The sequence below is a fragment of the Lysobacter koreensis genome, from assembly GCF_042677045.1.
Lineage (GTDB): Bacteria > Pseudomonadota > Gammaproteobacteria > Xanthomonadales > Xanthomonadaceae > Lysobacter_K > Lysobacter_K koreensis.
Window position 1 is genome coordinate 86,991 of sequence record NZ_JBHTIH010000006.1, and the last position, 20,946, is coordinate 107,936.

A 20,946-nucleotide genomic window follows, 5' to 3' on the forward strand; every position below is an offset into this window, starting at 1 on the left:
CCGCGCGTCTGGTAGGCGCTACTTCGCAGCGTTCCCGAAGGGGACTTGCTTCGCGGCGTACTCGACGAACTCGAACGCATGCGGGTGCTGGGTGTCCGCCGGATGCGCTTCGCGCGCGAGCACCTGCCAGCGTTCGTGGTCGAACGCCGGAAAGAACGCGTCGGCATCGGCGACCACGGTGTCGACGTGGGTCAGGTACATCCGCGTCGCCAGCGGCAGGCACAGCGCGTAAACCTGTGCGCCACCGATCACGCACAGCTCGTCGGCGCCGTCGGTGGCTGCGATGGATCGTGCCTGGTCGAGCGACACCACCGCCTGCATGCCCGCGAATGGCACCTGGCCCGAACGCGTCAGCACCAGGTTGCGCCGCCCCGGCAGCGCGCGCCCGAGCGAGTCGGCGGTCTTGCGTCCCATCAGGATGGGTTTTCCCAGGGTCAACGCCTTGAAGCGCTTGAGGTCGGCCGGCAGGTGCCACGGCAGCGCGTTGCCGCGGCCGATCGCGAACGCGCGGTCGAGCGCGGCGAGCAGCACCAGCTCCATCAGGGCCTGTTACCGCTATGGACATAGGCCGCGCCGGGCCTGAGCGCACGCGCGGCAAGGAAGAACGAAGAAGTGTATGTCGATACACGCCTGAGTGATGACGCTGCCGCGGGTGTGCTCAGGCCCGGCCCCGGGGGTTGCGTCTCAGGGGCTGCCAGCCGGCGCCGCGAAGCTTGAACAGACGGCCAGTCTGCCCTGCGCTGCGCAACACCACCTGGCAGCCCCTGAGACGCAACGCGACCTGTGTCCATAGCGGTAACAGGCCCTAGACCGCCACCGGCGCCTTGATCGCGGGCAGCGGGTCGTAGCCCTCGATCGCGATGTCGTCGTAGCGGAATCCGAAAATGTCGCGCACGTCCGGGTTGAGCTTCAGCGTCGGCAGTGCGCGCGGGGTGCGCGCCAGCTGCTCGCGCGCCTGATCGTAGTGGTTCGAGTACAGGTGCGCGTCGCCGAGCGTGTGCACGAAGTCGCCCACGCCCAGCCCGCAGACCTGCGCGACCATGTGCGTGAGCAGCGCATAGCTGGCGATGTTGAACGGCACGCCGAGGAAGATGTCGCCGCTGCGCTGGTACAGCTGGCAGCTGAGTTTTCCATCGGCGACGTAGAACTGGAACATCGTGTGGCACGGCATCAGCGCCATGTGCGGCAGGTCGGCGACGTTCCAGGCCGAGACGATCAGCCGGCGTGAATCGGGATTGCGCTTGATCTCGTCGACCACCCAGCGGATCTGGTCGATCTCGATGCCATCGGCTCCGTCCCAGCGCCGCCACTGCTTGCCGTAGACGGGGCCCAGTTCGCCGTCGGCGCCGGCCCACTCGTCCCAGATCCCGACCTTGTGCTCCTGCAGGTAGCGCACGTTGGTGTCGCCGGCGAGGAACCACAGCAGCTCGTGCACGATCGAGCGCAGGTGCAGCTTCTTGGTCGTGACCAGCGGGAAGCCGGCATTGAGGTCGAAGCGCATCTGCCAGCCGAACACCGAGCGGGTGCCGGTGCCGGTGCGGTCGGCTTTCTCGCTGCCGTGTTCGAGCACGTGGCGCAGCAGGTCGAGGTATTGGTGCATGGGATCGCCGGAGGTGGGGCGGTGTCAGCCGCGAGGCGCGGCGGCCGCGGAGTTCGCCGGCGCGGCCGGGGTTCTTGGCTGCAGCGTGGGTGAGCGCCGCGACAACCACAGCCAGTACAGGCCGACCAGGATCAGCGGCGTGCTCAGCACCTGGCCCATCGTCAGCCAGCCGAACGCGAGGTAGCCGTTCTCGCCGATCTGCGCGTCGGGCACGCGCACGAACTCGACCAGGAAGCGGAAGCAGCCGTACAGCAGCGCGAACATGCCCGACACCGCGTAGCGCGGCCGCGGCTTGCGCGAGAACCACCACAGCACCACGAACATCGCCAGCCCCTCGAGCCCGGCCTGGTACAGCTGCGACGGGTGGCGCGCGTACGCATCGAGCGCGCCGGACGCGTGCAGTTCCTGCAAGCGTTCGATCGGCGCGCCGGTGTACGGCCCCAGCTCGCTGCGCGGGAACACCACGCCCCAGCCAGCCTGGGTGAACTTGCCCCACAGCTCGCCGCCGATGTAGTTCCCCAGCCGCCCGAAACCGAGCCCCGGCGGCACCAGCGGTGCGACGAAATCCATCACGTCGAAGAAATGCAGGCGGTGCTTGCGCGCCCACCACAGCGCCGCGCCCATCACCCCGAGCAGGCCGCCGTGGAAGCTCATGCCGCCTTCCCAGATGCGGAACAGCATCAGCGGGTCCTTGAGCAACTCGCCGAACGAATAGAACAGCACGTAGCCGATCCGGCCGCCTAGCACCACGCCGAGCATGCCGTAGAACAGCAGGTCGCCGAATGCCTGCTCGCTGACGCCGGGCAGGCGGCCGGCGCGGATGCGGCGGTTGCCCAGCCACCAGCACACGGCGAAGCCGAGCAGGTACATGATCCCGTACCAGTGGACTTGCAGCGGCCCGAGGCCGATGGCGATCGGGTCGATCTGATGCAGGGTGGTCATGCGGCCTCGTGCGTATCGCGATGGCCGTATTGTGCCCGAGCGTCCGCGTGCCGGTGTTCTCGCCTCTTTGGAAAAGAGCGGAATCGAGCTACAGCAGGTGCGGCAGGTCCGGCAGTTCGTTGCGATCGCCGCCACCGGCGTCGCGCGGGAAGTGCTCGGCCAGTAGCTCCGACAGCGCCTCGACCCCGCGCAGCACCGCCGCCTCCGGTTCGCCGGCCTTGAGCCGCTCCTCGATCAGCACGCACACGCCGCGCCACTGCTCGGCGCTGACCAGGCCGTCGAAGCCGCGGTCGGCGACGATCTCGATGCGGTGGTCGGCCAGCAGCAGGTACAGCAGCACGCCGTTGTTGGCGCGCGTGTCCCAGACCCGCAGCTGCGTGAACACGTCGGTGGCGCGATCGCGCGCCTGGCGGCCGGCCCACACCGCGGCCGCGGCCAGACTGGCCTCGACCGCGAAGCAGATCTCGCCGCTGTGGCGCCGTTCGCTGGCCGCGATCGCATCGGCGATGCGGTGCAGGGTGTCGGTCGGGAACAGGCGCCGGGCCGACGGCGCGAACAGGTGCTTGAGCAGTCGCATCACCAGCTCCCGGAGGCGCCACCGCCCCCGCTCATGCCGCCGCCACCGGACCAGCCGCCACCCCCGCCGAGTCCACCACCGCCACCAAAGCCACCGCCGCCGCCCCAGCCGCCGCCACCGAAACCGCCCCAGCCGCTGTCGCGCGCGAAACGGCCGGCCGGCGCGCTGGCAAGGCCCATGAACAGGCCGATCAGCGCGCCGATCCCGCCGACCAGCAGCAGCGACGAGATCAACCAGGCGATACCGCCGGCCGCGCCCGCCCCGATCACGCCGCGCAGCAGCGACGGCGCCTTGCCGAAGATGCCGCGCGCGACCTGGGCGACGATGAAGGCCACGAACAGCGCCATCAGCCAGCTGCCGCCGCCGTCGCCTTGCGACGCCGGGCGCTGGTCCACCATCGGCGCCGGCAGCGGCTCGCCGTCGATCAGCTTGACCAGCACCGCGGTCGCGTCGCTGATGCCGCCGGCGTAATCGTTGGCGCGGAACTTCGGCACCATGTATTCGGAGATGACCCGGATCGCGGTCGCGTCCGGGATCGCGCCTTCCAGGCCGTAACCGACCTCGATGCGCACGCGGCGGTCGTCCTTGGCGACCAGCAGCAGCACGCCGTCGTCGACGCCCTTGCGGCCGAGTTTCCATTGGTCGTAGGCGCGCACCGCGTATTGCGCGATGTCCTCGGGCTGGGTGGTCGGCACCACCAGCACCTGCAGCTGGCTACCCTTGCGTTGCTGCAGCGCGCGCGCCTGGGCCTCGAGGTTCTGCCGGGCGATGCCGTCGAGCGTGCCGGTGGTGTCGACCACCGGTGAATCCAGCGCCGGGATCGCCGCCAGCTGCTGCGCTTGCGCGACCGCGCAGGCCAGCAGCAGGGCGATCAACAGCAGCAGGCGCCGCCACATCGACGCGTCAAGCTTCATCGCAGGCGCGATCGGGACGGGTGGATGTCGGACGCGGCGTGCGTCCGATCAGCCATTGGCGGGTACGGGCTGCTGCTGCGGGGCCGGCTGCTGCTGCGGCACGGCCTGCGGCGGCGCGGCCGGCTGGCCGAACTCGACCTTCGGCGCCTCCTGGATCTGCGCCTCGTTGTCGACCGTGAAGTTCGGCTTGGTCTTGTGCCCGAACACCATCGCGGTGAGGTTGACCGGGAACTGGCGGATGTAGGTGTTGTAGTCCTGCACCGTCTGGATGTAGCGCTGGCGCTCGACCGTGATGCGGTTCTCGGTGCCTTCCAGTTGCGCCTGCAGCTGCAGGAAGTTCTGGTCGGCCTTGAGCTGCGGGTAGTTCTCGCTGACCACCAAGAGGCGGCCGATCGCGCTCTGCAACTCGCCCTGCGCCTGCTGGAACTGCGCCAGCGAGGCCGGGTCGTTGGCGTTGACGTTGATGCTGCCGACCTTGGCGCGGGCCTCGGTCACCTGGGTGAACACCTGCGCCTCGTGGGCGGCGTAACCGCGCACGGTCGCGACCAGGTTCGGCACCAGGTCGGCGCGGCGCTTGTAGACGTTGAGCACCTGCGACCAGGCGGCGGTGACCGCCTCGTCCTTCTGCTGGATGGTGTTGTAGCCGCAGCCGCTGAGCAGGGTCGCCAGCAACACGAGGAACACACTGCGAATGGCCAGGCTGCGCATGGAGCAAACTCCGTTCGTGGCAATGGCCGGCATTCCACCACCGCGGGGTGGCCGTTGCAATCGCGGGCATGTGACGACGCCCGCGCCTGGCCAGCGGCCGCAGGCAGCCGCAGAAACGAGAAAGCCGGCACGCAGCCGGCTTTCTCGTGTCACGCCCTGCGCGCGTCAATCCGCGGTGAGGCGCCGCTGCTGGGTGCGTTTGGACCACAGGTTGAGGCACTCGACCAGCGCCGAGAAGCCCATCGCCGCGTAGATGTAGCCCTTGGGGATGTGCAGCTCGAAGCCGTCGCCAATCAGGTACACGCCGACCAGCACGATGAACGCCAGCGCCAGCATCTTGATGGTCGGGTTGTTGTCGATGAAGTGGCCCAGCGGCTTGGCGGCCAGCAACATCACCGCCACCGCCATCAGGATCGCGATCACCATGACGATGGTCTGGTTGGCCATGCCCACCGCGGCGATCACCGAGTCCAGCGAGAACACGATGTCGATCACCGCGATCTGCGCGATCACCGCCATGAACGACGCCGCCGGCTTGGTGTGGATGTCCTCGGACTCGTCCTCTCCGATGATCAGGTCCTTGATCTCCATCGACCCCTTCACCAGCAGGAACGCGCCGCCGAGGATCAGCACCAGGTCGCGTACCGAGATGCCCTGGCCGAACAGCTGGAACAGGTCCTGGGTCAGTCCGGCCAGCCACGCCAGCGTCAGCAGCAGCGCGATGCGGCTGATGCACGCCACCGCGATGCCGAACTTGCGCGCCTTTTCGCGCTGCTCGTAGGGCAGCTTGCTCACCGCGATCGAGATGAACACCAGGTTGTCGATGCCCAGCACGATCTCGATCGCGCTCAGGGTGATCAGGGTGATCCAGACTTGCGGATCGGTCAGCAGTTCCATCACGAGCAGAAGTTCCTACGGTTGCGGCAAAGGGAGTGGTTCACAGCCAGCGCGGGCCGAGGATCGCGCCCCAGGTCAGCAGCACGTTCATCATCAGCACGAACACCGCGGCCGAGCCCATGTCCTTGGCGCGGCCGGCCAGTTCGTGGTGCTCGTCGCCGTAGCGGCCGATCACCGCTTCCACGGCCGAGTTCAGCAGCTCGATGCTCAGCACCAGCAGCATCGAGCCGACCAGCAGCACGCGCTCGACCGGGGTCTGCGCCAGCCACCAGCCCAGCGGCGCGAGCACCGCGAACAGGTAGACCTCGAGCCGGAACGAGGACTCGTGCAGCCACGCTGCGCGCAGGCCCTGGATCGACCAGCCGGCGGCCTTGAAGATGCGCCGCGGCCCGCGCGGCAGATGCCCGAATTCGTCCGCCATCGTGCGCGCGCCGTCAGGCCGCCGACGTCGGCGCGACGACGCTGCCGGCGGTCGGGGAGACGGCGGCACGACGGCCGCACGGGAGTTGCTCGAGGATCGGCATGGGCTTGGGTATCTCTGGGTCGCGTCGCGGACGCGTGGGGCGGGCCGGGACGGGCGCGCGGCCCGTGGCCGCGACAGGCCGTGGATTTTGCCACAAGGGCTGCCGCGCTGCCCCGGGCGAACCTGTACGGGCCGACCGGCCCGCAACGGCGCGGCGCCTTCGCGCAACGTTAGCGATGCCGATTCCAGACTGGCGGCCCGTGTGTCCCGGAGCACGCCCATGTCCCGGTTCGCCCTGCTCGCCCGCCCCGAAGCCAGGCCCGGCAAGGAGGCGCAGGTCGCCGAGTTCCTGAAGGGCGCGCTGTCGCTGGCCGAGGCCGAGCCCGGCACCCGCACCTGGTTCGCGCTGCAGTTCGGGCCGTCGAGCTTCGGCATCTTCGATTCCTTCGACCACGAAGCCGAGCGCCAGGCCCACCTCGACGGCCCGATCGCCGCGGCACTGCTGGCCCAGGCTGGCGAACTGCTGTCTCAGCCTGTGCGAATCAAAGCGATCACCCTGCTCGCCAGCAAGATCCCGACTTGATCGTTCCTGCAAAGACGTGCGCCGCCTGGCCGGTGCACGCTTGCCCAACCCCAGCGGAGACCGCGACATGGCAGTGAAATCCATTCCCGACGGCTACCACGCCGTCACCCCGTACCTGATCGTCGACGACGCCAACGCGGCGATCGACTTCTACGCCCGCGCGTTCGGCGCGCAGGAGTTGTACCGCTTGCCGATGACCGACAAGGACGGGGTCGCCAAGGTCGGCCACGCCGAGATCCGCATCGGCGACTGCAACCTGATGCTCTCGGACGAATGGCCGGACATGCAGGCGCTCGGCCCCAAGGCGCGCGGCGGCGCGACCGCCAGCTTCGTGATCTACGGCGACGACGCCGACGCGGCGTTCGAGCGCGCGGTCAAGGCCGGTGCGCGCGTCGACCGGCCGGTCCAGGACCAGTTCTGGGGCGACCGCATGGGCACCGTGGTCGATCCGTTCGGCCACAAGTGGACCCTGGGGACGCACGTCGAGGACGTGTCGCCGGAGGAGATGCAAAAGCGCATGGCCGCTTGGGCGGAGCAGGAGAGCAGCTGATTGGTGCTGTAGGAGCGGCTTCAGCCGCGAGCTGTACGCGACAGGCGCGTCGCGGCTGAAGACGCTGCTACACGGACGCGCTACGGCTCTTCGTGGATCGCGGTGCCGCGGCTGCCGTCGGGCTTGATCCAGCCGCGGAACATGCTGCCGCTGTTGAACGGCATCGCGATGTTGCCGTCGACGTCGAGCGCGATCGCGCCGCCGTCGCCGCCGGCCGCCGGCACCAGCTGGTTGACGACCTCGTTTGCCGCCGCGGCCAGCGTGTCGCCGCGGTAGGCCACGCGCGCGCAGATGTCGTGCGCGACCGCGTAGCGAATGTAGTACTCGCCCCAGCCCGTGCCCGACACGCCGCAACGCGCGTCGGCCCAGGTGCCCGCGCCGATCACCGGCGAGTCGCCGACCCGGCCCCACTTCTTGTTGGTCATGCCGCCGGTGCTGGTGGCCGCGGCGATATGGCCGTGGCGGTCGAGCGCGACCGCGCCGACGGTGCCGAAATACTTCGGCGCATCGTCCTCCAGCGGCCGCAGTGCCTGGGAGTCGTCGCCACCCTTCTTCGCCTGCTCCGCTTCCTCGCGCTGCGCCTTCTCCAGCGCGCGGCGGCGCGGCGGCGTGTCGAACCAGCTGTTCGGCACGCGTTCGATCTCGGGGCGTGAATCGGCGAATGCCTCGGCGCCGGCACCGGCCAGCATCACGTGCGGGCTGTGTTCCATCACCGCGCGCGCCAGCGTGATCGGGCTGCGCACGGTGGTGACACCGGCCACCGCGCCGGCGCGGCGGGTGTGGCCTTCCATGATCGAGGCGTCGAGTTCGTGCCCGCCCTTGGCGTTGAACACCGCGCCCTTGCCGGCGTTGAAGCGCGGCGACTCCTCCAGCACCACCACCGCCGCCGACACCGCGTCGAGCGCGCTGCCGCCGTTGGCGAGGATCTTGTTGCCGGCGTCGAGCGCGCGGTTGAGGTCGGCGTGGTAGCCGCGCACGTCGGCCGGGCTCAATGCATCCTTGGGCACGAAACCGGCGCCGCCGTGGATCACCAGCGCGGTCTTCGGCGCCATCGGCTTGGATTCGTCAGCGTGCGCGGTCATGGCGACCACGGCGAGCAGCGGGATCAGCAAACGACGCATGGCAGGCTCCGGTAGGCATTGCCCCGGAGCATACCGCCGCGGCGGCAACTCTCCACGGCGACCACGACCCGGGAATCACCCACGTACCCGGAACTGGACGTGACCGACTCGGTGCTCGCCGGCCATCAATAAGCGCCGATCACCACGCCCAACAATGACAAGGCCCGCCATTCGGGGGGACTTGTGCTTTTTATTCGGTTGAACGTGCGATGCGGGCCTTGTCGCGTGCGACGGGTCAAGACCCGCCCTACATATCGCGGTTAACCCGCCTTACGCGCGCTGCAGCTCGAAGCACTCCAGCAGTTCGACGACGACCAGCGCCAGACCGCGCAGGCCGTGCTGGAAGGATTGATCCTCAAACACCAGGCCAAGCAATCCCGGCTGCGCACTAGCAGGGCCAGCGCCACGCAGGCACGCAGGCACGCAGGCACGCAAGACCAAGAAGACCACGCAGCACGCAAGCGACAAACCGACCATCCAATGCAACAACAAAAAGCCCGCTCAGTGAGCGGGCTTTTTGCATGCGGCGGGTCGAGACCCGCCCTACTGATCGGGGCCTCAATTCACAGGTGTAAAGAAAATCCGTTCACCTTGCTGGGCGATCGTATCGGTGACTTCTACACCCTCAGCACCGATCTCGTAACGGAAGAACACCTCTGCGCAATAACCTTCTTGGTGCTCAAGTAAAACTTCTATCGCATCACTCTTGCTGCCGTCATCCCGGGGCAGCTTCACATCCACGGCGATTCCGAACGCTATCGCTTTGCCCTGCGTAGCTAACTGTTTGAATGACTCGATCAGAGCATCAATTTTTTGCTGCGACTTGCTGTTATCCGGGCTTGACTCCACACCGACATGCACTACAGCACCAGAAGCTCTCAAATAGCCTCCGAACGGATGAAATTCGCCATGCTCGTTGAGCATCTTCTCAGCAAAGCTGAGAAGTTCATTCATCAATCCTTCTGCCTGCTTCTTGCCGGTCACTTCTGCGGCCCAAGGTCGTCGCGGCGAACAACTGTAGATTGTTGCTCCACGGTGCTGCTCACCTTTGTATTTGTCCCTGTCACGACCGTATGCTCGCGCCCCGTTGCTTGAGCATGTTCCCGCTGGGCTCTGACTTGCGTAGTGTTCGATACGCGCTGCGTGTCCTTGATTTCGCCCACCTGCTTGGCGTTCTGGAAGTCAGGAATTGAGCGGCCTTGAGACGTGTCTATCTTTGCTGTGTTTTTTACTTCTCCGATGTCCTTCAAGACACGCGCCTCAGCCATGACTCCTCGCGCCATCGGCGCCATTAATCCTGGCACTGCTGCTGAAGCAACTGAAGCACCTAAATCGGCCCCAGTCTCACGCATTCCTTCTAAGCCAGCGGATCGAAGTGCATCGTTGCCAGTGACTGCCCCAACTGCAGCGGCAGCAGATGCGCCTAGGAACCGTCCCGTGTCATAGATGATGAATCCAGCATCGAGAATCGCATCTGGCGCCCGCCCATCCGGATCAGTGAACTTGTACGGGTTGTTGTTGGCGTAGTAGTAGCGGTTGAAGTTCGCTCCGGTATTGCTGTTTGCCGTTACCGGATCAGCGCTCAGGAACCTCCCGAGCGTCGGATCGTAGTAGCGCTGCTGCATATACGTCAGCCCGCTCGCCGAATCCATCACGTGGCCGGTGTAGCCGATGCCGTCGACGGTCTTGTTGATCGACGCGCCGTACGGCTCCCAGTGCGTGCGGTCGACCACCTGGCCCGCTTCGTTGGTAACCGCCACCGGGCTGCCCAGCGCGTCGGTGTGCTGGTACTTGGTCGCCCACGCCTGGGTGTCGATGTTGCGCTCCCGCGTGGCGATCAGGCTGCCACCCAGGTAGACGTGCTCGCTGGCCTTGCGACCCGATGCGCGGTAGTTCTCGTCGTACACCAGTTGTCCCGACTGGCTGTACTGCGACAGCACGCCAGGCTCGCCGCCCCGCCAGTTCAGCACCCGGCGTCCATGGCCGTCGTAGCGGTACCACTCCTGCGAGGAGGCACGCAGGCGGTTGCCGTAGTCGAAGCTGTAGCTCTGATTGTTCTTCGTTCGCAGGTTGCCCTGCGCGTCGAACTCGAACGCCGTGGTGGCGGCTCCGGCTTCGTTATTGATGAAAGACAGGCGATTAGCACTGTCATACACATAGGTTTGCACTGCAGTGGTCGAACCGTTGTAGTGCTCCTTGCGACGCAGGTTGTCCAATGCGTCATAGCGGTAGTTGTTGATCATCTGGTAGTGCAGGTGTGCGTAGGTCAGACGATCGAGCCCATCGTATTGCAGGTCGCGATTGCCACTGTAGGCACCCGCCACGGCGTTGACGTCACGGATGGTGACCGGGTTGGCATTGGCGTCGAATGCGTAGGTGAAGTCCGCGGCTCCAGCATCCGTCACACGCGACGGCAACTGCCGCGCGTTCTGTTCCATCGTGTGGACGACGCCGTTGCCGTACGTGAACTGCTTGATCGCGCCGTTGGGGTAATAGCTGACGCCGGTCGCCCAGCCGCCCGCACGGGTGGGCTGGCCCAGAGCGTTGGGCGCGTAGTCCACATGCAGGCCGGTCGGGTATCGCTGCCCAGCCAGGGCGCCATTGGCGTCGTAGTTGTAGCCAATGCCCCAGGTATACCAGCCCGACTGCCCCACACTTTCGCCTGTCAGCATCCGCCGCTTGTTGTACGCGTAGGCATTCGTGACCTGCGTAGTGTCGTTGTTGGTGATGATCTGCGAAGGAAGGCCGTCGGGCGTGTAACCCCAACTTTGATTGCCTTGACCGTCTGGAAAATACAAGCCCGTAAGTCGGTTACGGGCGTCATAAACGCGATTGACACGCCTGCCGGACGCATAGGCTTCGCTGTAGTTGCACTCAGTAGTGCTGGTGTAGCCCTGAAGACCGGCAGCCGACCACTGCAGATTCCCTGCCGCATCCAGCGCCGAAACCGTGGCGCCAGTTTCCGGCTCGATCGTCTTGCACAGCTGCTGATGCGCGTCGTAGACGTATTTTCTCGATAGCGAAAGCGGCGGCGGGATCGAGAACGTCCCCGAGTTTGCGATCAGCAAGTTCGCCTGACCATCCGGCGAGATTCCATGGAGGTAGATCTTCTTGTTCGCGTGATTCTGGCGGGTAGCGGCGGTGATCGGAATCGCGAACCGATATGCCGTGCCCTGCGCCTGGCACGCAGCCGCAACCGCAGGCTCGCTGCCCAGGTTGGCGGCGTACCCCGCTACCATCGCGCCGCTGCCTGCGGGCCCTCCCACATACAGGTGCACGTCAATGGATTGGTTGCGCCCCGTCGAACAGGCCCAACCACCGAGCGAGTACTGGGCGCCTACAAGGTTGACCCCTTCGATATGGCCGGTCACGGTAGTCGCCGCAATCGTGACCCCGACCGCCACGGACGTAGTCGAGATGCCGTTGTTGTCGAACGCCTTGGCGGTGACGCTGTGGTTGCCCGCCGGCGCACCGCCCCAGGTCATGCCATAAGGTGCCGCGGTGTCGGTGCCCACGTGGCCGCCATTGGCGTAGAACTCGACGCGGGTGATGTGGCCGTCGCTATCGGCGGCGCTAGCAGACAGCGGCACCGACGCGGGCGCGATGTACGACCCCGCCGAGGCCGAAACCGTTACCGTCGGCGGGTTGCCTCCCGGGACCACCACGGTGATGGTGACGGGAGTGGATTGCACGTACTCGCCCCAGGTGTTGGTGGCAGACGAGTGGAAAGTATGGGTGCCGGCCGGGAGCCCATTGACGGTCGTCGACAGCGTCCGCGTTCCCGAGGCGATCTGGGCGCCGTTGCGGTAGATCTTGTGAGTGCCCAGGCGCTCGCCGTCTTCCCACAACTCCACGAGCGAGGAGACGGTCACGTTTGCCGGTGCGGTGTAACTCGCGCCGTTGGCAGGCGAGGTCATCTGCACGGATACCGCCCCGGCCACGCTGGACCAGAGCAGTAGCGCCGCGAGAACGGGCAGGAACAGTCTGCGCGTCATGTAATCCTTCCTTGAGGCTGTCAGTCTTGGCTCCGATCCGTCGTGGATCGGAGCGACGTCGATACGGTTGCGTCAGCGCTCGCGCTCAGCCATCCGGCCCGGAACGCGTTACCTCCAGCGGCTTGCCGAAGCGGTCGCGCTCGATCACCGTCTTGACGCTTTCGGGCGCGTTGATGATCCAGGGAAGGTCATAGGTCGGCTGGTCGTAGGCCTGGAAGGTTTCCGTTGTCACCAGCCCACGCGGATTCGTCGTCCGGCGCTGGAAGCCGGTCAAGTACTCCGTAATCGTGGCCAACCGACCGTGCTCGGAGTCCTGCTCGACGCGGGTGACCCGGTCCAGCGCGTCGTAGGACGTGTGGATGCCACTGAGGGCAGCATCAAAGCGAACCCAACCAGAAATGAAGGGGTTTCGAGCGTATGACTCAAAAACTACATTACCTTTCGCGTCGTATCGCCTCGCAGTCCACTTCAACGTCTGCTCCTGGCGTGAAAAGTCATCTTCCTGTTCTGCGACAGGCCGCCACAAAGCGTCGTAGAAAACGAACTTGCGGTAGTTACCAGTTCGGATAGCTTGACGCCAATGGCCAGGCGCCAAGCCATACTCTTCAAAGTTGATCAGTTCAAACGCCAGCGTCTTGTTGGCCCAGCCAGTCGTATCACCGGCTGGATAGACCACACTGGCTAGCCGGCCCATGGGATCGTGGCCGTAGGTGGTCGTGAACCGGTTCTCGTCGGTGATGGATCGTACCCAGCCGTGGTCGTTGACGTCGGCGGTCTCGTAGGTGCCGTCCGCGTGGGTGATTCGCTGCGGGATGCCACGCTTCCATTCGGACGGCATAGTCGCATTGTTGTTGCCGTCGACGAACTTGGCCAAGGTTCCGTCGGCGTTGTACTCGAAGTACTGCTGCGCCTTGCCGAACGCCCAGGTGCGCTGCGGCAACGCGGTAGCCGGCCAGTAGTCCGTCTGCGACATCACCAGGCCGGTTTCTGCGTTGATCTGGCGCTTTGGCAGGCCCATGACCCACTTGCTGGGGTGGTCGTGGTACTCGGTAACTTCCGTTCGGCCTGGATTGCCTAGGGAACTCCAGCTGCCCACGTTGATGGGGCGGGCCATGCTGTCGAACTGGTTCACGAGCGAATTGAAGTTGGCGCCGTCCTGGACGATGGCGTGTTGCCGCTGAGGCGAGAGATACTCGGACGTAAAGCCGTCCCCTCTTGGCTGCGGGCTGGTCCCGATCGGCGTAGGAAACGGCAGCCCCGACGTACGCAACTCGTACGCCGTCGTTTCGGTCTTCGCAATGCTGCCGGGACCGTTGCCCAGCTCGACCTTGAGCAGCTTGCCCTCGTTGTAGCGGTAGCTGTTGCCGAATGTGTAGCGCGACCAGTCCCCGCTCGGCCCGTTGACGGTCGTGACCGCGGTCTTGGCGCAGGAATCGGAAGTACACACCGGGGCTCCGCAGTCGCCCGTGGTGCACACCGGGCCGGTATCCGGCGCCCAACTGATTTCGGCGCCGTATCCGTACGACCACTCCGCGGGCGCCAAGCCCGGGCCCGTCACCTTCTTGCTGATGAGCGAGAAGGCGTCGTAGTTCAACGGGTAGTAGGCACTGTCATCGTTCGGGTCGTTGTTGGGTTCGTTGTACCCGGTACAGACGCGGGGCACATTGCTTCTGCCATGGCGCACTGGACGGACGGTGAATTCCCCCGTCGCGCCTGAAGGATGGGTGATGCGGCCGGGTGAGGGATCGGGCGAGATGATTAATCCCGGGCTGTCGCAGGTACGCACCACGTCGCACATGCTCGTCGACCCGGTGGGTGCGCAGCGCGGTTTTTCGGAGCGAATGCCTGCGTTGAAAGCCGCGAACGCCATCTTCCATTGGCTCTGGTCGGGAAGCGTCACCGCCGTCAGCGAAGCGGCGCTGGGATCAGAGTAGTCGTACACGTAGGACCAGTGGCGATCTCCGCTGGTCACCAACGAGACATGCCCTTGCGCGTTGTAATCCAGTCCAATGACGCGGCCATCGCTGGAAGCGATGCGGGTCAGACGCCCGGGCGCGTTGGAGGCATTCGCGTAGTCGTAGGTCACCCAGTTGCCGAAGCGGTCTTCCACCCGGGTGGCATACAACACCGCCTTCCTGCGGGCGATGGTGCTTGCCCCCTTGCCGCCACCTTTGATATCCGGCTCGCGATACGAGGCGGCCCAGTCAAACCAATACCGGGTGCCGTCCGTGGTGAGCGCGCGAAAGCCCTGTCCTGAGCCATTCTTTATTTCTGCCAGGCACGCAAAGTGCGTGAAGCCCGACGTCAGCCAGTAGTAGGGACCGCCAGTGGTCGGCGCCGTCACGCCTGGCCTCACCAGCAACATCTCGCCGCCGCCCGGCAAGGACGCCTGGTTGCCCTGCCAATAGTCCTCCGGCTGGAGCCATTCGGTGCCGGTCCAGATTGAAGGAGGACGCGCTTGGAGGGGATCAGTTGCTACACAGGCAGTGCCGAAACCCGCGCCTGCACCGGCGTGCTGGAATACGCCGTGGATCCGGGGAACATCCAGATCCCAATCCGCGAACGGCAGGTCGTTGGCCTGGTAACCCTTGCGGTTGCCGACCGAGAGGCTCCGCCGCACCTCCACTGGCAGGGCGTTATTCCCGGGAACGCTGACGTCGGTGTTGGCAAACGACAACGCGCCATTGGAGAGGTTGACGTTGTCACCGAGCAGTGAGGGGCCGAGCGAAGTCACGGCCTCGCTGCTCTTGATGAGCTTGTCGTACTCGTCCCACGGCTGCTTTGCTTCCTGTGCATGCGCGTACGCGGACGCAAGGCACAGCACGGCTGCGACCCAAACACATTTCTTCATTGTTGCTTCCCCTTCCCTTTCAGCCCATTGCGGGCCGAAGTCCTTGGTCCCCATTCCGCAATCCCCGCGGAACTGTGCAGAGGACTTATAGCCGCTCCCTGTGGGTGCAGACAACAACGCGCGACGACTGATGCGGCCCGATGCCGGCAACCGTGTCGTATGTCACGTTTTGGCTTGCTCCAGCGCCCGTTAGAACCAGGCGGTGCGGCCGCTACTGCTGCCGCAACGCCTCGATCGGGTGCAGCTGCGAGTCCTTGCGCGCCGGGTAGTAGCCGAAGAACAGCCCGGTCGCGAGGCAGCGCGCCGAACTTGCCGACCAGCAGCGCCCCCGCCACGCCCAGCGCCATGCCGATCGCGCCACCGACCAGCGAGATGAGCCGCGTGTCCTGGGCCCGCGTGGCCACTACCTCAGCGGCAGTTCCGCGCGCCGCACTACGGATTGAAGCGAATCACCGCGGTGGTGCCCTCGCCGGGCACGCTGGTCAGCGACACCGGCCAGTTGAACCGCTCAGCCAGGCGCCCCACGATCGACAGGCCCACGCCCTTGCTCTCGGGCCGCGAGAAATCGGCGCGATAGAACGGATCGAACGCCTTGGCGATCGCCTCGGCCGACATGCCGATGCCGCTGTCGTGCACCTCGATGCGGTCCGGCAGCAGGCGCAGCTCGATCTGGCCGCGCTGGGTGAAATTCACCGCGTTGCTGAGCAGGTTGCCGAGCATCACCCTGAGCACCTGCGGCGGCGCGACCAGGCACGGTGCGCCTTCGTCGACCACCCGCAACTCGACCTGCTTGTCGGCCAGCAGCGGCTGCACGCGCGCAACTTCGCCGTCGACGATGTCGCGGACCTCGAACGGTTCGCGCACCGGCTCGATATCGCCCTCACGGGCCAGGATCAGGAACGCGTCGATCACCATCTCCATGTCGCGCCCCGCCAGCTGGATGCGTGACAGCGAACGCTGCGTGCGCGCGCTCATCTCCGGGTCGGCGAGCAGCAGGTCGGTGGCCATGCGGATCACCGTCAGCGGCGTGCGCAGCTCGTGGCTGGCATCGCGGGTGAAGTCGCGTTCGCGCTGCACGAACCGGCCGATGCGCGCGGCCAGCCCACTCAAGGCCTGCGACAGGGCCTGCACCTCGCTGCCGGCCTCGTCGGGCAGGTTGGCCGGCGCCAGCGTGTGGGCATCGGGCGCGCGCGGGTCCCACTTCGACACCTCGTGCGCCAGCCAGGTCACCGGGGTGACCAGCCGTTTCGAGGTGCGGTAGGTCAGCCACGTCGTCAGGTAGACCACCCACAGCGAGAGCAGGGCCGCGCTGAGCGCGGTCCAGAGGATCCCGCGATCCAGCAGCAGCGGCCGCAGCAGGAGGTAGAGCGTGCCTTCGGGCCGGCGGTCGACGTAGACCACGCGGTTGCCGGCAACGAAGGAGTTCAGGCCCGCGGGGAGTTCGCGCACGCCGTCGGGCAAGGCCGGGGCGCTGCTTCCCGGCCGCTCCAGGTAGCCGACCATCATCGCGCCCTGCGGCAGCGGATGCGCCGGGTCGGCGCGATAACCGTCCCAGAACGCCTGCGCCTCGGTGTCCATGCGTTCGTTGATCAGCCATTGGCGCACCAACAGGCCACCCAAGCCGACGCCGAGCACGATGACCAGCGTTGCGGTCAAGGCTTGGCCAATGAAGGCCAGCTTGATCTTGCGTGGAAGCCCCTGTGGCATGCCGGCGGCCGGCGGTCAGTCGGGTGGCTGCGAGATGTCCGCCACGCGGTAGCCCGCGCTCTGCACGGTGTGCAGAAGTTGCTTATCGAACGGCTTGTCGATGGTCTTGCGCAGGTTGTACAGGTGGCTGCGCAAGGTGTCCGAATCGGGCAGGCCATTGCCCCAGATCTCGCGCTCGATCTCCTGGCGGCTGACCACGCGCGGCGATTCGCGCATCAGGATGGTCAGCAGGCGCAGGCCGATCGGCGACAGTTGCAGTTCGCTGCCGCCGCGGGTGACGCGCAGCGATGCCGGGTCGAGCACCAGGTCGGCGACCTTGAGCACCTCGCCACCGACCTGGCGGCGCTCGCGGCGGATGAGCGCGCGCAGGCGGGCTTCCAGTTCCTGGATCGCGAACGGCTTGGTCAGGTAGTCGTCGGCGCCGGCGGACAGGCCGGTGAGCTTCTCGTCGAGCGTGTCGCGCGAGGTCAGCATCAGCACCGGCGTGGACTTGCGCGCTTCCTCGCGCAGGCGCTTGCAGACCTCGATGCCGTCCAGGCGCGGCAGCATCAGGTCCAGCACCACCACGTCGTAGCTGTTCTCCGCGGCCAGCCGGTAGCCGTCGAGGCCATCGGACGCGTAGTCGACCTCGAAACCGCGGCTTTCCAGGTACTCGCCGACCATCTCGGAAATGTTGCGGTTGTCCTCGACGATCAGTACCAGCCCCCCATCACGCGTACTGCCTTGCATAGGTCTCTCCATACCTTCAGTTTTGTGAAGGCTGCCGTGGTCGAGGTAGACGCGCCGTGAAGGCGGGGCGCTAATCTGTGCCCTCACCCTTACCAGCGAGCCGCCACCGTGTACGAGCGCCTGCTGCCCATTGCGTTGCTGCTGGGCTCGAATGTTTTCATGACCTTTGCCTGGTACGGCCACCTGAAGTACAAGTCCACGCCGCTGATGGCCGTGATTCTGGTCAGCTGGGGGATCGCCTTCTTCGAGTATTGCCTGATGGTGCCGGCCAACCGCCTGGGCAGCGCGGTGTACTCGGCACCGCAGCTCAAGGGCATGCAGGAGGTGCTGACCCTGCTGGTGTTCGCGGGATTCTCGACCTGGTATCTCGGACAACCGCTGAAATGGAACCACTGGGCCGGCTTCGGCCTGATCGCGGTAGCGACGTGGCTGATCTTCCTGGACTGAGCGGCGCGCTGCGGCGACCGCGTTGATCCAGCGTGGCCCGGCGCTGCACGGGATCGTTCCGACGCGGATGGGTCAGAACGGGATCCGGCCGCGCAGGATGTCGCGGAACATCGCCCAGTCGCCGATGAACGAGTACAGCGGGTGCTTGAATGTCGCCGGGCGGTTCTTCTCGAAGAAGAAATGCCCGACCCAGGCAAACCCATACCCGCAGACCAGCGCGGCCAGCAGCCACCAGCCGTTGCCGGTCACCAACGTCGCCAGCAGCAGCACGAGCACCCCGCAGCTGCCGATGAAATGCAGGCGGCGGCTGGTGCGGTTGCGGTGTTCTTCGAGGTAGAACGGGTAGAACTCGCGGAAGCTCGCGAAGCGTTTCATCTGCCCTCCCCGGCCTTGGCCCTTTGCCAGTAGTTTTCCTGCGCCTGCAGCGACAACGCCGCCAGCGCGGCGCCATCGGCCGCGGCCAGCGCCTCCATCGCGCGGAAGCGGCGCTCGAACTTGCCGTTGGCACGTCGCAACGCGCTGCCGACATCGACCTTGGCATGGCGGGCGAGGTTGGCGCATACGAACAGCACGTCGCCGATTTCGTCTTCGAGCCGGTCGTGCGCGGCCGCGTCGTCCGGGTCGGCCGCGCGTGCGTCGAACTCGACCCGCACTTCCTCGATCTCCTCGTGCAACTTCGCGATCACCGGGGTCACGTCGGGCCAGTCGAAGCCGACGGTCGCGGCGCGCTTCTGCAGTTTCACCGCGCGCTGCCACTCGGGCAGGCCGCGGGCGATGCCGGCCAGCGCGGACGCGTCCTCATTGCCGGCGGATTCGCGCTCGCGACGCTTGTGCTCGTCCCAGGCCACGGCCTGCGCCTGCGCATCCGCGACCGTGGCCTCGCCAAACACATGCGGGTGGCGGCTGACCATCTTGTCGCGGATGGCCGCAACCACGTCGGCGAACGCGAACGCACCCTGCTCCTGCGCCATGCGCGCGTGGAACACCACCTGCAGCAGCAGGTCGCCGAGCTCGTCCTTCAACGCCGGAAGGTCGTTTCGATCGATCGCATCGACGACCTCGTAGGCTTCCTCGATCGTGTAAGGCGCGATCGTCGCGAAGGTCTGCTGCACGTCCCAGGGACAACCGCCGTCGGGATCGCGCAGCCGCGCCATGATGTCGAGCAAGGTGTCGATCGCCGAGGTCGCCATGTCATTTCAATCCTTGTGCTGCGTTTTTACGACGGCATGATGATCCGCCGGTTCTGCGCATGCCATCCATGGCGCAGCTCCTGCCGCTTCCGGATCGCCCAGCCCGGCCATCCATGGCCGGGCGTTCGCAGGCGCAGCCGATGCCATTCATGGCATCGGCTAGACGCGCCCGCTCACCCACTCCCGCCAAGGCAACGAGGTGTCGCCCAGCGCGATGAAATCGCCGTTGAGCAAGGTGTCGCGCTGGTTGTAGCGCAGCGGCCGGCCGCGCGGGTCGAGCACCGCGCCGCCGGCGCCTTCGAGCACGCATTGCCCGGCCGCGGTGTCCCACTCGCTGGTCGGGCCGAAGCGCGGGTAGATGTCCATGCCACCCTCGGCGAGCGTGCAGAACTTCAGCGACGAACCCAGGCCGATCGCCTCGACCTCGCCCATCTTCTCCATGAACGCCGTAGTGCGGGCGTCGCGGTGCGAGCGGCTGGCGGCGACCCGCAGCGGCGCGCGCGCGGGGTTGCGCACCTGCAGGGGCTGGTCGCTGCCATTGTCGGCACCGCTGCCATCGCGGCGGAAGGCACCGAGGGCCGCGCCGCCATGCCACAACGCCCCGGTCACCGGCGCCTGCACCACGCCGAACACCGCGACCCCGTCCTCGATCAACGCGATGTTGACGGTGAACTCGCCGTTGCGCTTGACGAACTCGCGGGTGCCGTCGAGCGGGTCCACCAGCCATAGCCGCGACCAGGCGCGGCGTTGCGCGGTGGGTACGGTCGCCGACTCCTCGGACAACACCGGGATGTCCGGGGTCAGCCGCGCCAGGCCGTCGACGATGCAGTGGTGCGCGGCCAGGTCGGCGGCGGTCAGCGGCGAGGCGTCGTCCTTGTGTTCGACCGCAAACTCGCTGTCGTAGACCTGCAGGATCGCGGCGGCCGCGTCGCGGGCCAGGGCGATCACGCCTTCGCGCAGTTCGTCGGACACGTATTGTCCTGAAACAGGGGTGTTGCCGGTCACGTCGGTTGCATCCTCAGCCACTCGCGGGCAATGAACAGGGCCGCGATGCTGCGGCCTTCGGAAAAATCCTCGCGCAGGATCAGCTGGTGCAGCGCATCGAGCCGCCACGGGATGACTTCGAGCTCCTCGGGCTCGTCGCCCTGCAGGCGCGCCGGGTAGAGGTCACGCGCGAGCACCAGGTGGGTTTCGTGGCTCATGTAGGTCGGCGCCAGCGTCAGCGCGCGCAACACCGCCAGCGAGCGCGCGCCGTAGCCCGCCTCTTCCTGCAGTTCGCGGTTGGCGGCCTGCAGCGGCGATTCGCCCACATCGATCCGGCCCTTGACCAGCCCCAGTTCGTAGCGGTGCTTGCCGGCGGCGTACTCGCGCACCAGCAGCACGGTGTCGGCGTCGAGCATCGGCACCACCACCACCGCGCCATGGCCGCGCCCGTGAAGGCGCTCGTACTGGCGGCGCTGGCCGTTGGCGAACTCCAGGTCGAGCCGCTCCATGTGGTACGGCCCGACGTCGTGCGCGGTGATGCCGTGGATGATCGGCAGGCGCCGGCTCATGGCATCGCGCCTCGCCTGTTGAGGTGCGTGGCACGAATGGGCTTGACCCAGGCAGCGCGCGAAAACGCCTTGCGCGCGCCGGGGGCGCGGTCAGGCGCGATAATGGCGGCATGCACGAG

At 66.6% G+C, this 20,946-nt stretch carries 22 protein-coding genes; 3 read left to right on the forward strand and 19 right to left on the reverse strand.

From position 1 onward, the window contains the following. Positions 1–18 precede the first annotated feature (18 nt). The 8 genes from ACFQZQ_RS11820 to ACFQZQ_RS11855 all read right to left on the reverse strand — a co-directional run bounded on the left by ACFQZQ_RS11820 (position 19) and on the right by ACFQZQ_RS11855 (position 6,059). On the reverse strand, positions 19–540 hold the full coding sequence (locus ACFQZQ_RS11820; RefSeq protein WP_386813000.1) for a dihydrofolate reductase: 522 nt from the start codon (positions 538–540) through the stop codon (positions 19–21). 265 nt (positions 541–805) lie between these two features. Further along, positions 806–1,600, reverse strand: a complete 795-nt coding sequence (locus ACFQZQ_RS11825) for a thymidylate synthase (RefSeq protein WP_386813001.1) — start codon at positions 1,598–1,600, stop codon at positions 806–808. Positions 1,601–1,624: 24 nt separating this feature from the next. Then, positions 1,625–2,542: a prolipoprotein diacylglyceryl transferase gene (lgt, locus tag ACFQZQ_RS11830; RefSeq protein ID WP_386813002.1), complete on the reverse strand. Its 918-nt coding sequence runs from the start codon at positions 2,540–2,542 to the stop codon at positions 1,625–1,627. An 88-nt stretch (positions 2,543–2,630) separates the two neighbouring features. Continuing rightward, the gene (locus ACFQZQ_RS11835; protein WP_386813003.1) at positions 2,631–3,119 is read right to left on the reverse strand and encodes a TPM domain-containing protein; all 489 of its coding nucleotides are present in this window, start codon (positions 3,117–3,119) and stop codon (positions 2,631–2,633) included. After that, a complete protein-coding gene (locus tag ACFQZQ_RS11840; RefSeq protein WP_386813053.1) occupies positions 3,119–4,015 on the reverse strand; it encodes a TPM domain-containing protein in 897 nt (298 codons plus the stop codon). Before ACFQZQ_RS11840 ends, ACFQZQ_RS11835 begins: the two co-directional genes overlap by 1 nt. A 66-nt stretch (positions 4,016–4,081) precedes the next feature. After that, entirely contained in the window at positions 4,082–4,741 is a 660-nt protein-coding gene (locus ACFQZQ_RS11845) for a LemA family protein (RefSeq protein ID WP_386813004.1), read from the reverse strand. A 165-nt stretch (positions 4,742–4,906) separates the two neighbouring features. Then, a complete protein-coding gene (locus ACFQZQ_RS11850) occupies positions 4,907–5,638 on the reverse strand; it encodes a TerC family protein (RefSeq protein ID WP_386813005.1) in 732 nt (243 codons plus the stop codon). A 40-nt stretch (positions 5,639–5,678) separates the two neighbouring features. After that, positions 5,679–6,059, reverse strand: coding sequence for a diacylglycerol kinase (locus tag ACFQZQ_RS11855; protein ID WP_386813006.1), 381 nt, complete (start codon positions 6,057–6,059; stop codon positions 5,679–5,681). Between the two features lie 322 nt (positions 6,060–6,381). On the opposite strand from ACFQZQ_RS11855, the gene ACFQZQ_RS11860 reads away from it, so the two are divergent. Then, positions 6,382–6,684, forward strand: a complete 303-nt coding sequence (locus ACFQZQ_RS11860) for a putative quinol monooxygenase (RefSeq protein ID WP_386813007.1) — start codon at positions 6,382–6,384, stop codon at positions 6,682–6,684. Positions 6,685–6,751: 67 nt separating this feature from the next. Beyond that, positions 6,752–7,234, forward strand: coding sequence for a VOC family protein (locus tag ACFQZQ_RS11865; protein ID WP_386813008.1), 483 nt, complete (start codon positions 6,752–6,754; stop codon positions 7,232–7,234). A gap of 80 nt (positions 7,235–7,314) precedes the next feature. Here the strand turns inward: ACFQZQ_RS11865 and ACFQZQ_RS11870 are convergent, their stop codons facing one another. The 7 genes from ACFQZQ_RS11870 to ACFQZQ_RS11900 form a co-directional block, all read right to left on the reverse strand. Further along, a complete protein-coding gene (locus tag ACFQZQ_RS11870; protein WP_386813009.1) occupies positions 7,315–8,355 on the reverse strand; it encodes an isoaspartyl peptidase/L-asparaginase family protein in 1,041 nt (346 codons plus the stop codon). Between the two features lie 558 nt (positions 8,356–8,913). Continuing rightward, positions 8,914–9,339, reverse strand: coding sequence for a hypothetical protein (locus ACFQZQ_RS11875; RefSeq protein ID WP_386813010.1), 426 nt, complete (start codon positions 9,337–9,339; stop codon positions 8,914–8,916). Next, entirely contained in the window at positions 9,336–12,350 is a 3,015-nt protein-coding gene (locus tag ACFQZQ_RS11880; RefSeq protein ID WP_386813011.1) for an RHS repeat-associated core domain-containing protein, read from the reverse strand. The genes ACFQZQ_RS11875 and ACFQZQ_RS11880 overlap by 4 nt, the downstream gene beginning before the upstream one ends. A gap of 85 nt (positions 12,351–12,435) precedes the next feature. Continuing rightward, positions 12,436–15,255 (reverse strand): RHS repeat protein, encoded by a 2,820-nt coding sequence (locus tag ACFQZQ_RS11885; protein WP_386813012.1) that lies wholly within the window; start codon positions 15,253–15,255, stop codon positions 12,436–12,438. A 157-nt stretch (positions 15,256–15,412) separates the two neighbouring features. Then, entirely contained in the window at positions 15,413–15,562 is a 150-nt protein-coding gene (locus ACFQZQ_RS11890) for a hypothetical protein (RefSeq protein ID WP_386813013.1), read from the reverse strand. A 71-nt stretch (positions 15,563–15,633) separates the two neighbouring features. Further along, positions 15,634–16,908 (reverse strand): sensor histidine kinase, encoded by a 1,275-nt coding sequence (locus tag ACFQZQ_RS11895; protein ID WP_386813014.1) that lies wholly within the window; start codon positions 16,906–16,908, stop codon positions 15,634–15,636. A 15-nt stretch (positions 16,909–16,923) separates the two neighbouring features. Then, the gene (locus ACFQZQ_RS11900; protein ID WP_386813015.1) at positions 16,924–17,637 is read right to left on the reverse strand and encodes a response regulator transcription factor; all 714 of its coding nucleotides are present in this window, start codon (positions 17,635–17,637) and stop codon (positions 16,924–16,926) included. Positions 17,638–17,745: 108 nt separating this feature from the next. Between ACFQZQ_RS11900 and ACFQZQ_RS11905 the strand changes: the two genes are divergently transcribed. Next, a complete protein-coding gene (locus tag ACFQZQ_RS11905; protein WP_386813016.1) occupies positions 17,746–18,084 on the forward strand; it encodes a DMT family protein in 339 nt (112 codons plus the stop codon). 72 nt (positions 18,085–18,156) lie between these two features. Here the strand turns inward: ACFQZQ_RS11905 and ACFQZQ_RS11910 are convergent, their stop codons facing one another. The 4 genes from ACFQZQ_RS11910 to nudE all read right to left on the reverse strand — a co-directional run bounded on the left by ACFQZQ_RS11910 (position 18,157) and on the right by nudE (position 20,827). Beyond that, positions 18,157–18,459 (reverse strand): Mpo1-like protein, encoded by a 303-nt coding sequence (locus ACFQZQ_RS11910; RefSeq protein WP_386813017.1) that lies wholly within the window; start codon positions 18,457–18,459, stop codon positions 18,157–18,159. Beyond that, entirely contained in the window at positions 18,456–19,274 is an 819-nt protein-coding gene (gene mazG, locus ACFQZQ_RS11915; RefSeq protein WP_386813018.1) for a nucleoside triphosphate pyrophosphohydrolase, read from the reverse strand. The genes ACFQZQ_RS11910 and mazG overlap by 4 nt, the downstream gene beginning before the upstream one ends. Before the next feature lie 159 nt (positions 19,275–19,433). Continuing rightward, positions 19,434–20,279, reverse strand: a complete 846-nt coding sequence (cysQ, locus tag ACFQZQ_RS11920) for a 3'(2'),5'-bisphosphate nucleotidase CysQ (RefSeq protein ID WP_386813019.1) — start codon at positions 20,277–20,279, stop codon at positions 19,434–19,436. Then, complete coding sequence (nudE, locus tag ACFQZQ_RS11925) at positions 20,276–20,827, reverse strand: ADP compounds hydrolase NudE (RefSeq protein ID WP_386813020.1); 552 nt, start codon at positions 20,825–20,827, stop codon at positions 20,276–20,278. The genes cysQ and nudE overlap by 4 nt, the downstream gene beginning before the upstream one ends. Positions 20,828–20,946: the final 119 nt, after the last annotated feature.

What these genes read in the sequence shown, in the direction of transcription:
- ACFQZQ_RS11820 (WP_386813000.1), bottom strand. Translation starts at nt 540, where the DNA reads ATGGAGCTGGTGCTGCTCGCCGCGCTCGACCGCGCGTTCGCGATCGGC.
- ACFQZQ_RS11825 (WP_386813001.1), bottom strand. Translation starts at nt 1,600, where the DNA reads ATGCACCAATACCTCGACCTGCTGCGCCACGTGCTCGAACACGGCAGC.
- lgt (WP_386813002.1), bottom strand. Translation starts at nt 2,542, where the DNA reads ATGACCACCCTGCATCAGATCGACCCGATCGCCATCGGCCTCGGGCCG.
- ACFQZQ_RS11835 (WP_386813003.1), bottom strand. Translation starts at nt 3,119, where the DNA reads ATGCGACTGCTCAAGCACCTGTTCGCGCCGTCGGCCCGGCGCCTGTTC.
- ACFQZQ_RS11840 (WP_386813053.1), bottom strand. Translation starts at nt 4,015, where the DNA reads ATGTGGCGGCGCCTGCTGCTGTTGATCGCCCTGCTGCTGGCCTGCGCG.
- ACFQZQ_RS11845 (WP_386813004.1), bottom strand. Translation starts at nt 4,741, where the DNA reads ATGCGCAGCCTGGCCATTCGCAGTGTGTTCCTCGTGTTGCTGGCGACC.
- ACFQZQ_RS11850 (WP_386813005.1), bottom strand. Translation starts at nt 5,638, where the DNA reads ATGGAACTGCTGACCGATCCGCAAGTCTGGATCACCCTGATCACCCTG.
- ACFQZQ_RS11855 (WP_386813006.1), bottom strand. Translation starts at nt 6,059, where the DNA reads ATGGCGGACGAATTCGGGCATCTGCCGCGCGGGCCGCGGCGCATCTTC.
- ACFQZQ_RS11860 (WP_386813007.1), top strand. Translation starts at nt 6,382, where the DNA reads ATGTCCCGGTTCGCCCTGCTCGCCCGCCCCGAAGCCAGGCCCGGCAAG.
- ACFQZQ_RS11865 (WP_386813008.1), top strand. Translation starts at nt 6,752, where the DNA reads ATGGCAGTGAAATCCATTCCCGACGGCTACCACGCCGTCACCCCGTAC.
- ACFQZQ_RS11870 (WP_386813009.1), bottom strand. Translation starts at nt 8,355, where the DNA reads ATGCGTCGTTTGCTGATCCCGCTGCTCGCCGTGGTCGCCATGACCGCG.
- ACFQZQ_RS11880 (WP_386813011.1), bottom strand. Translation starts at nt 12,350, where the DNA reads ATGACGCGCAGACTGTTCCTGCCCGTTCTCGCGGCGCTACTGCTCTGG.
- ACFQZQ_RS11885 (WP_386813012.1), bottom strand. Translation starts at nt 15,255, where the DNA reads ATGGGGACCAAGGACTTCGGCCCGCAATGGGCTGAAAGGGAAGGGGAA.
- ACFQZQ_RS11895 (WP_386813014.1), bottom strand. Translation starts at nt 16,908, where the DNA reads ATGCCACAGGGGCTTCCACGCAAGATCAAGCTGGCCTTCATTGGCCAA.
- ACFQZQ_RS11900 (WP_386813015.1), bottom strand. Translation starts at nt 17,637, where the DNA reads ATGCAAGGCAGTACGCGTGATGGGGGGCTGGTACTGATCGTCGAGGAC.
- ACFQZQ_RS11910 (WP_386813017.1), bottom strand. Translation starts at nt 18,459, where the DNA reads ATGAAACGCTTCGCGAGCTTCCGCGAGTTCTACCCGTTCTACCTCGAA.
- mazG (WP_386813018.1), bottom strand. Translation starts at nt 19,274, where the DNA reads ATGGCGACCTCGGCGATCGACACCTTGCTCGACATCATGGCGCGGCTG.
- nudE (WP_386813020.1), bottom strand. Translation starts at nt 20,827, where the DNA reads ATGAGCCGGCGCCTGCCGATCATCCACGGCATCACCGCGCACGACGTC.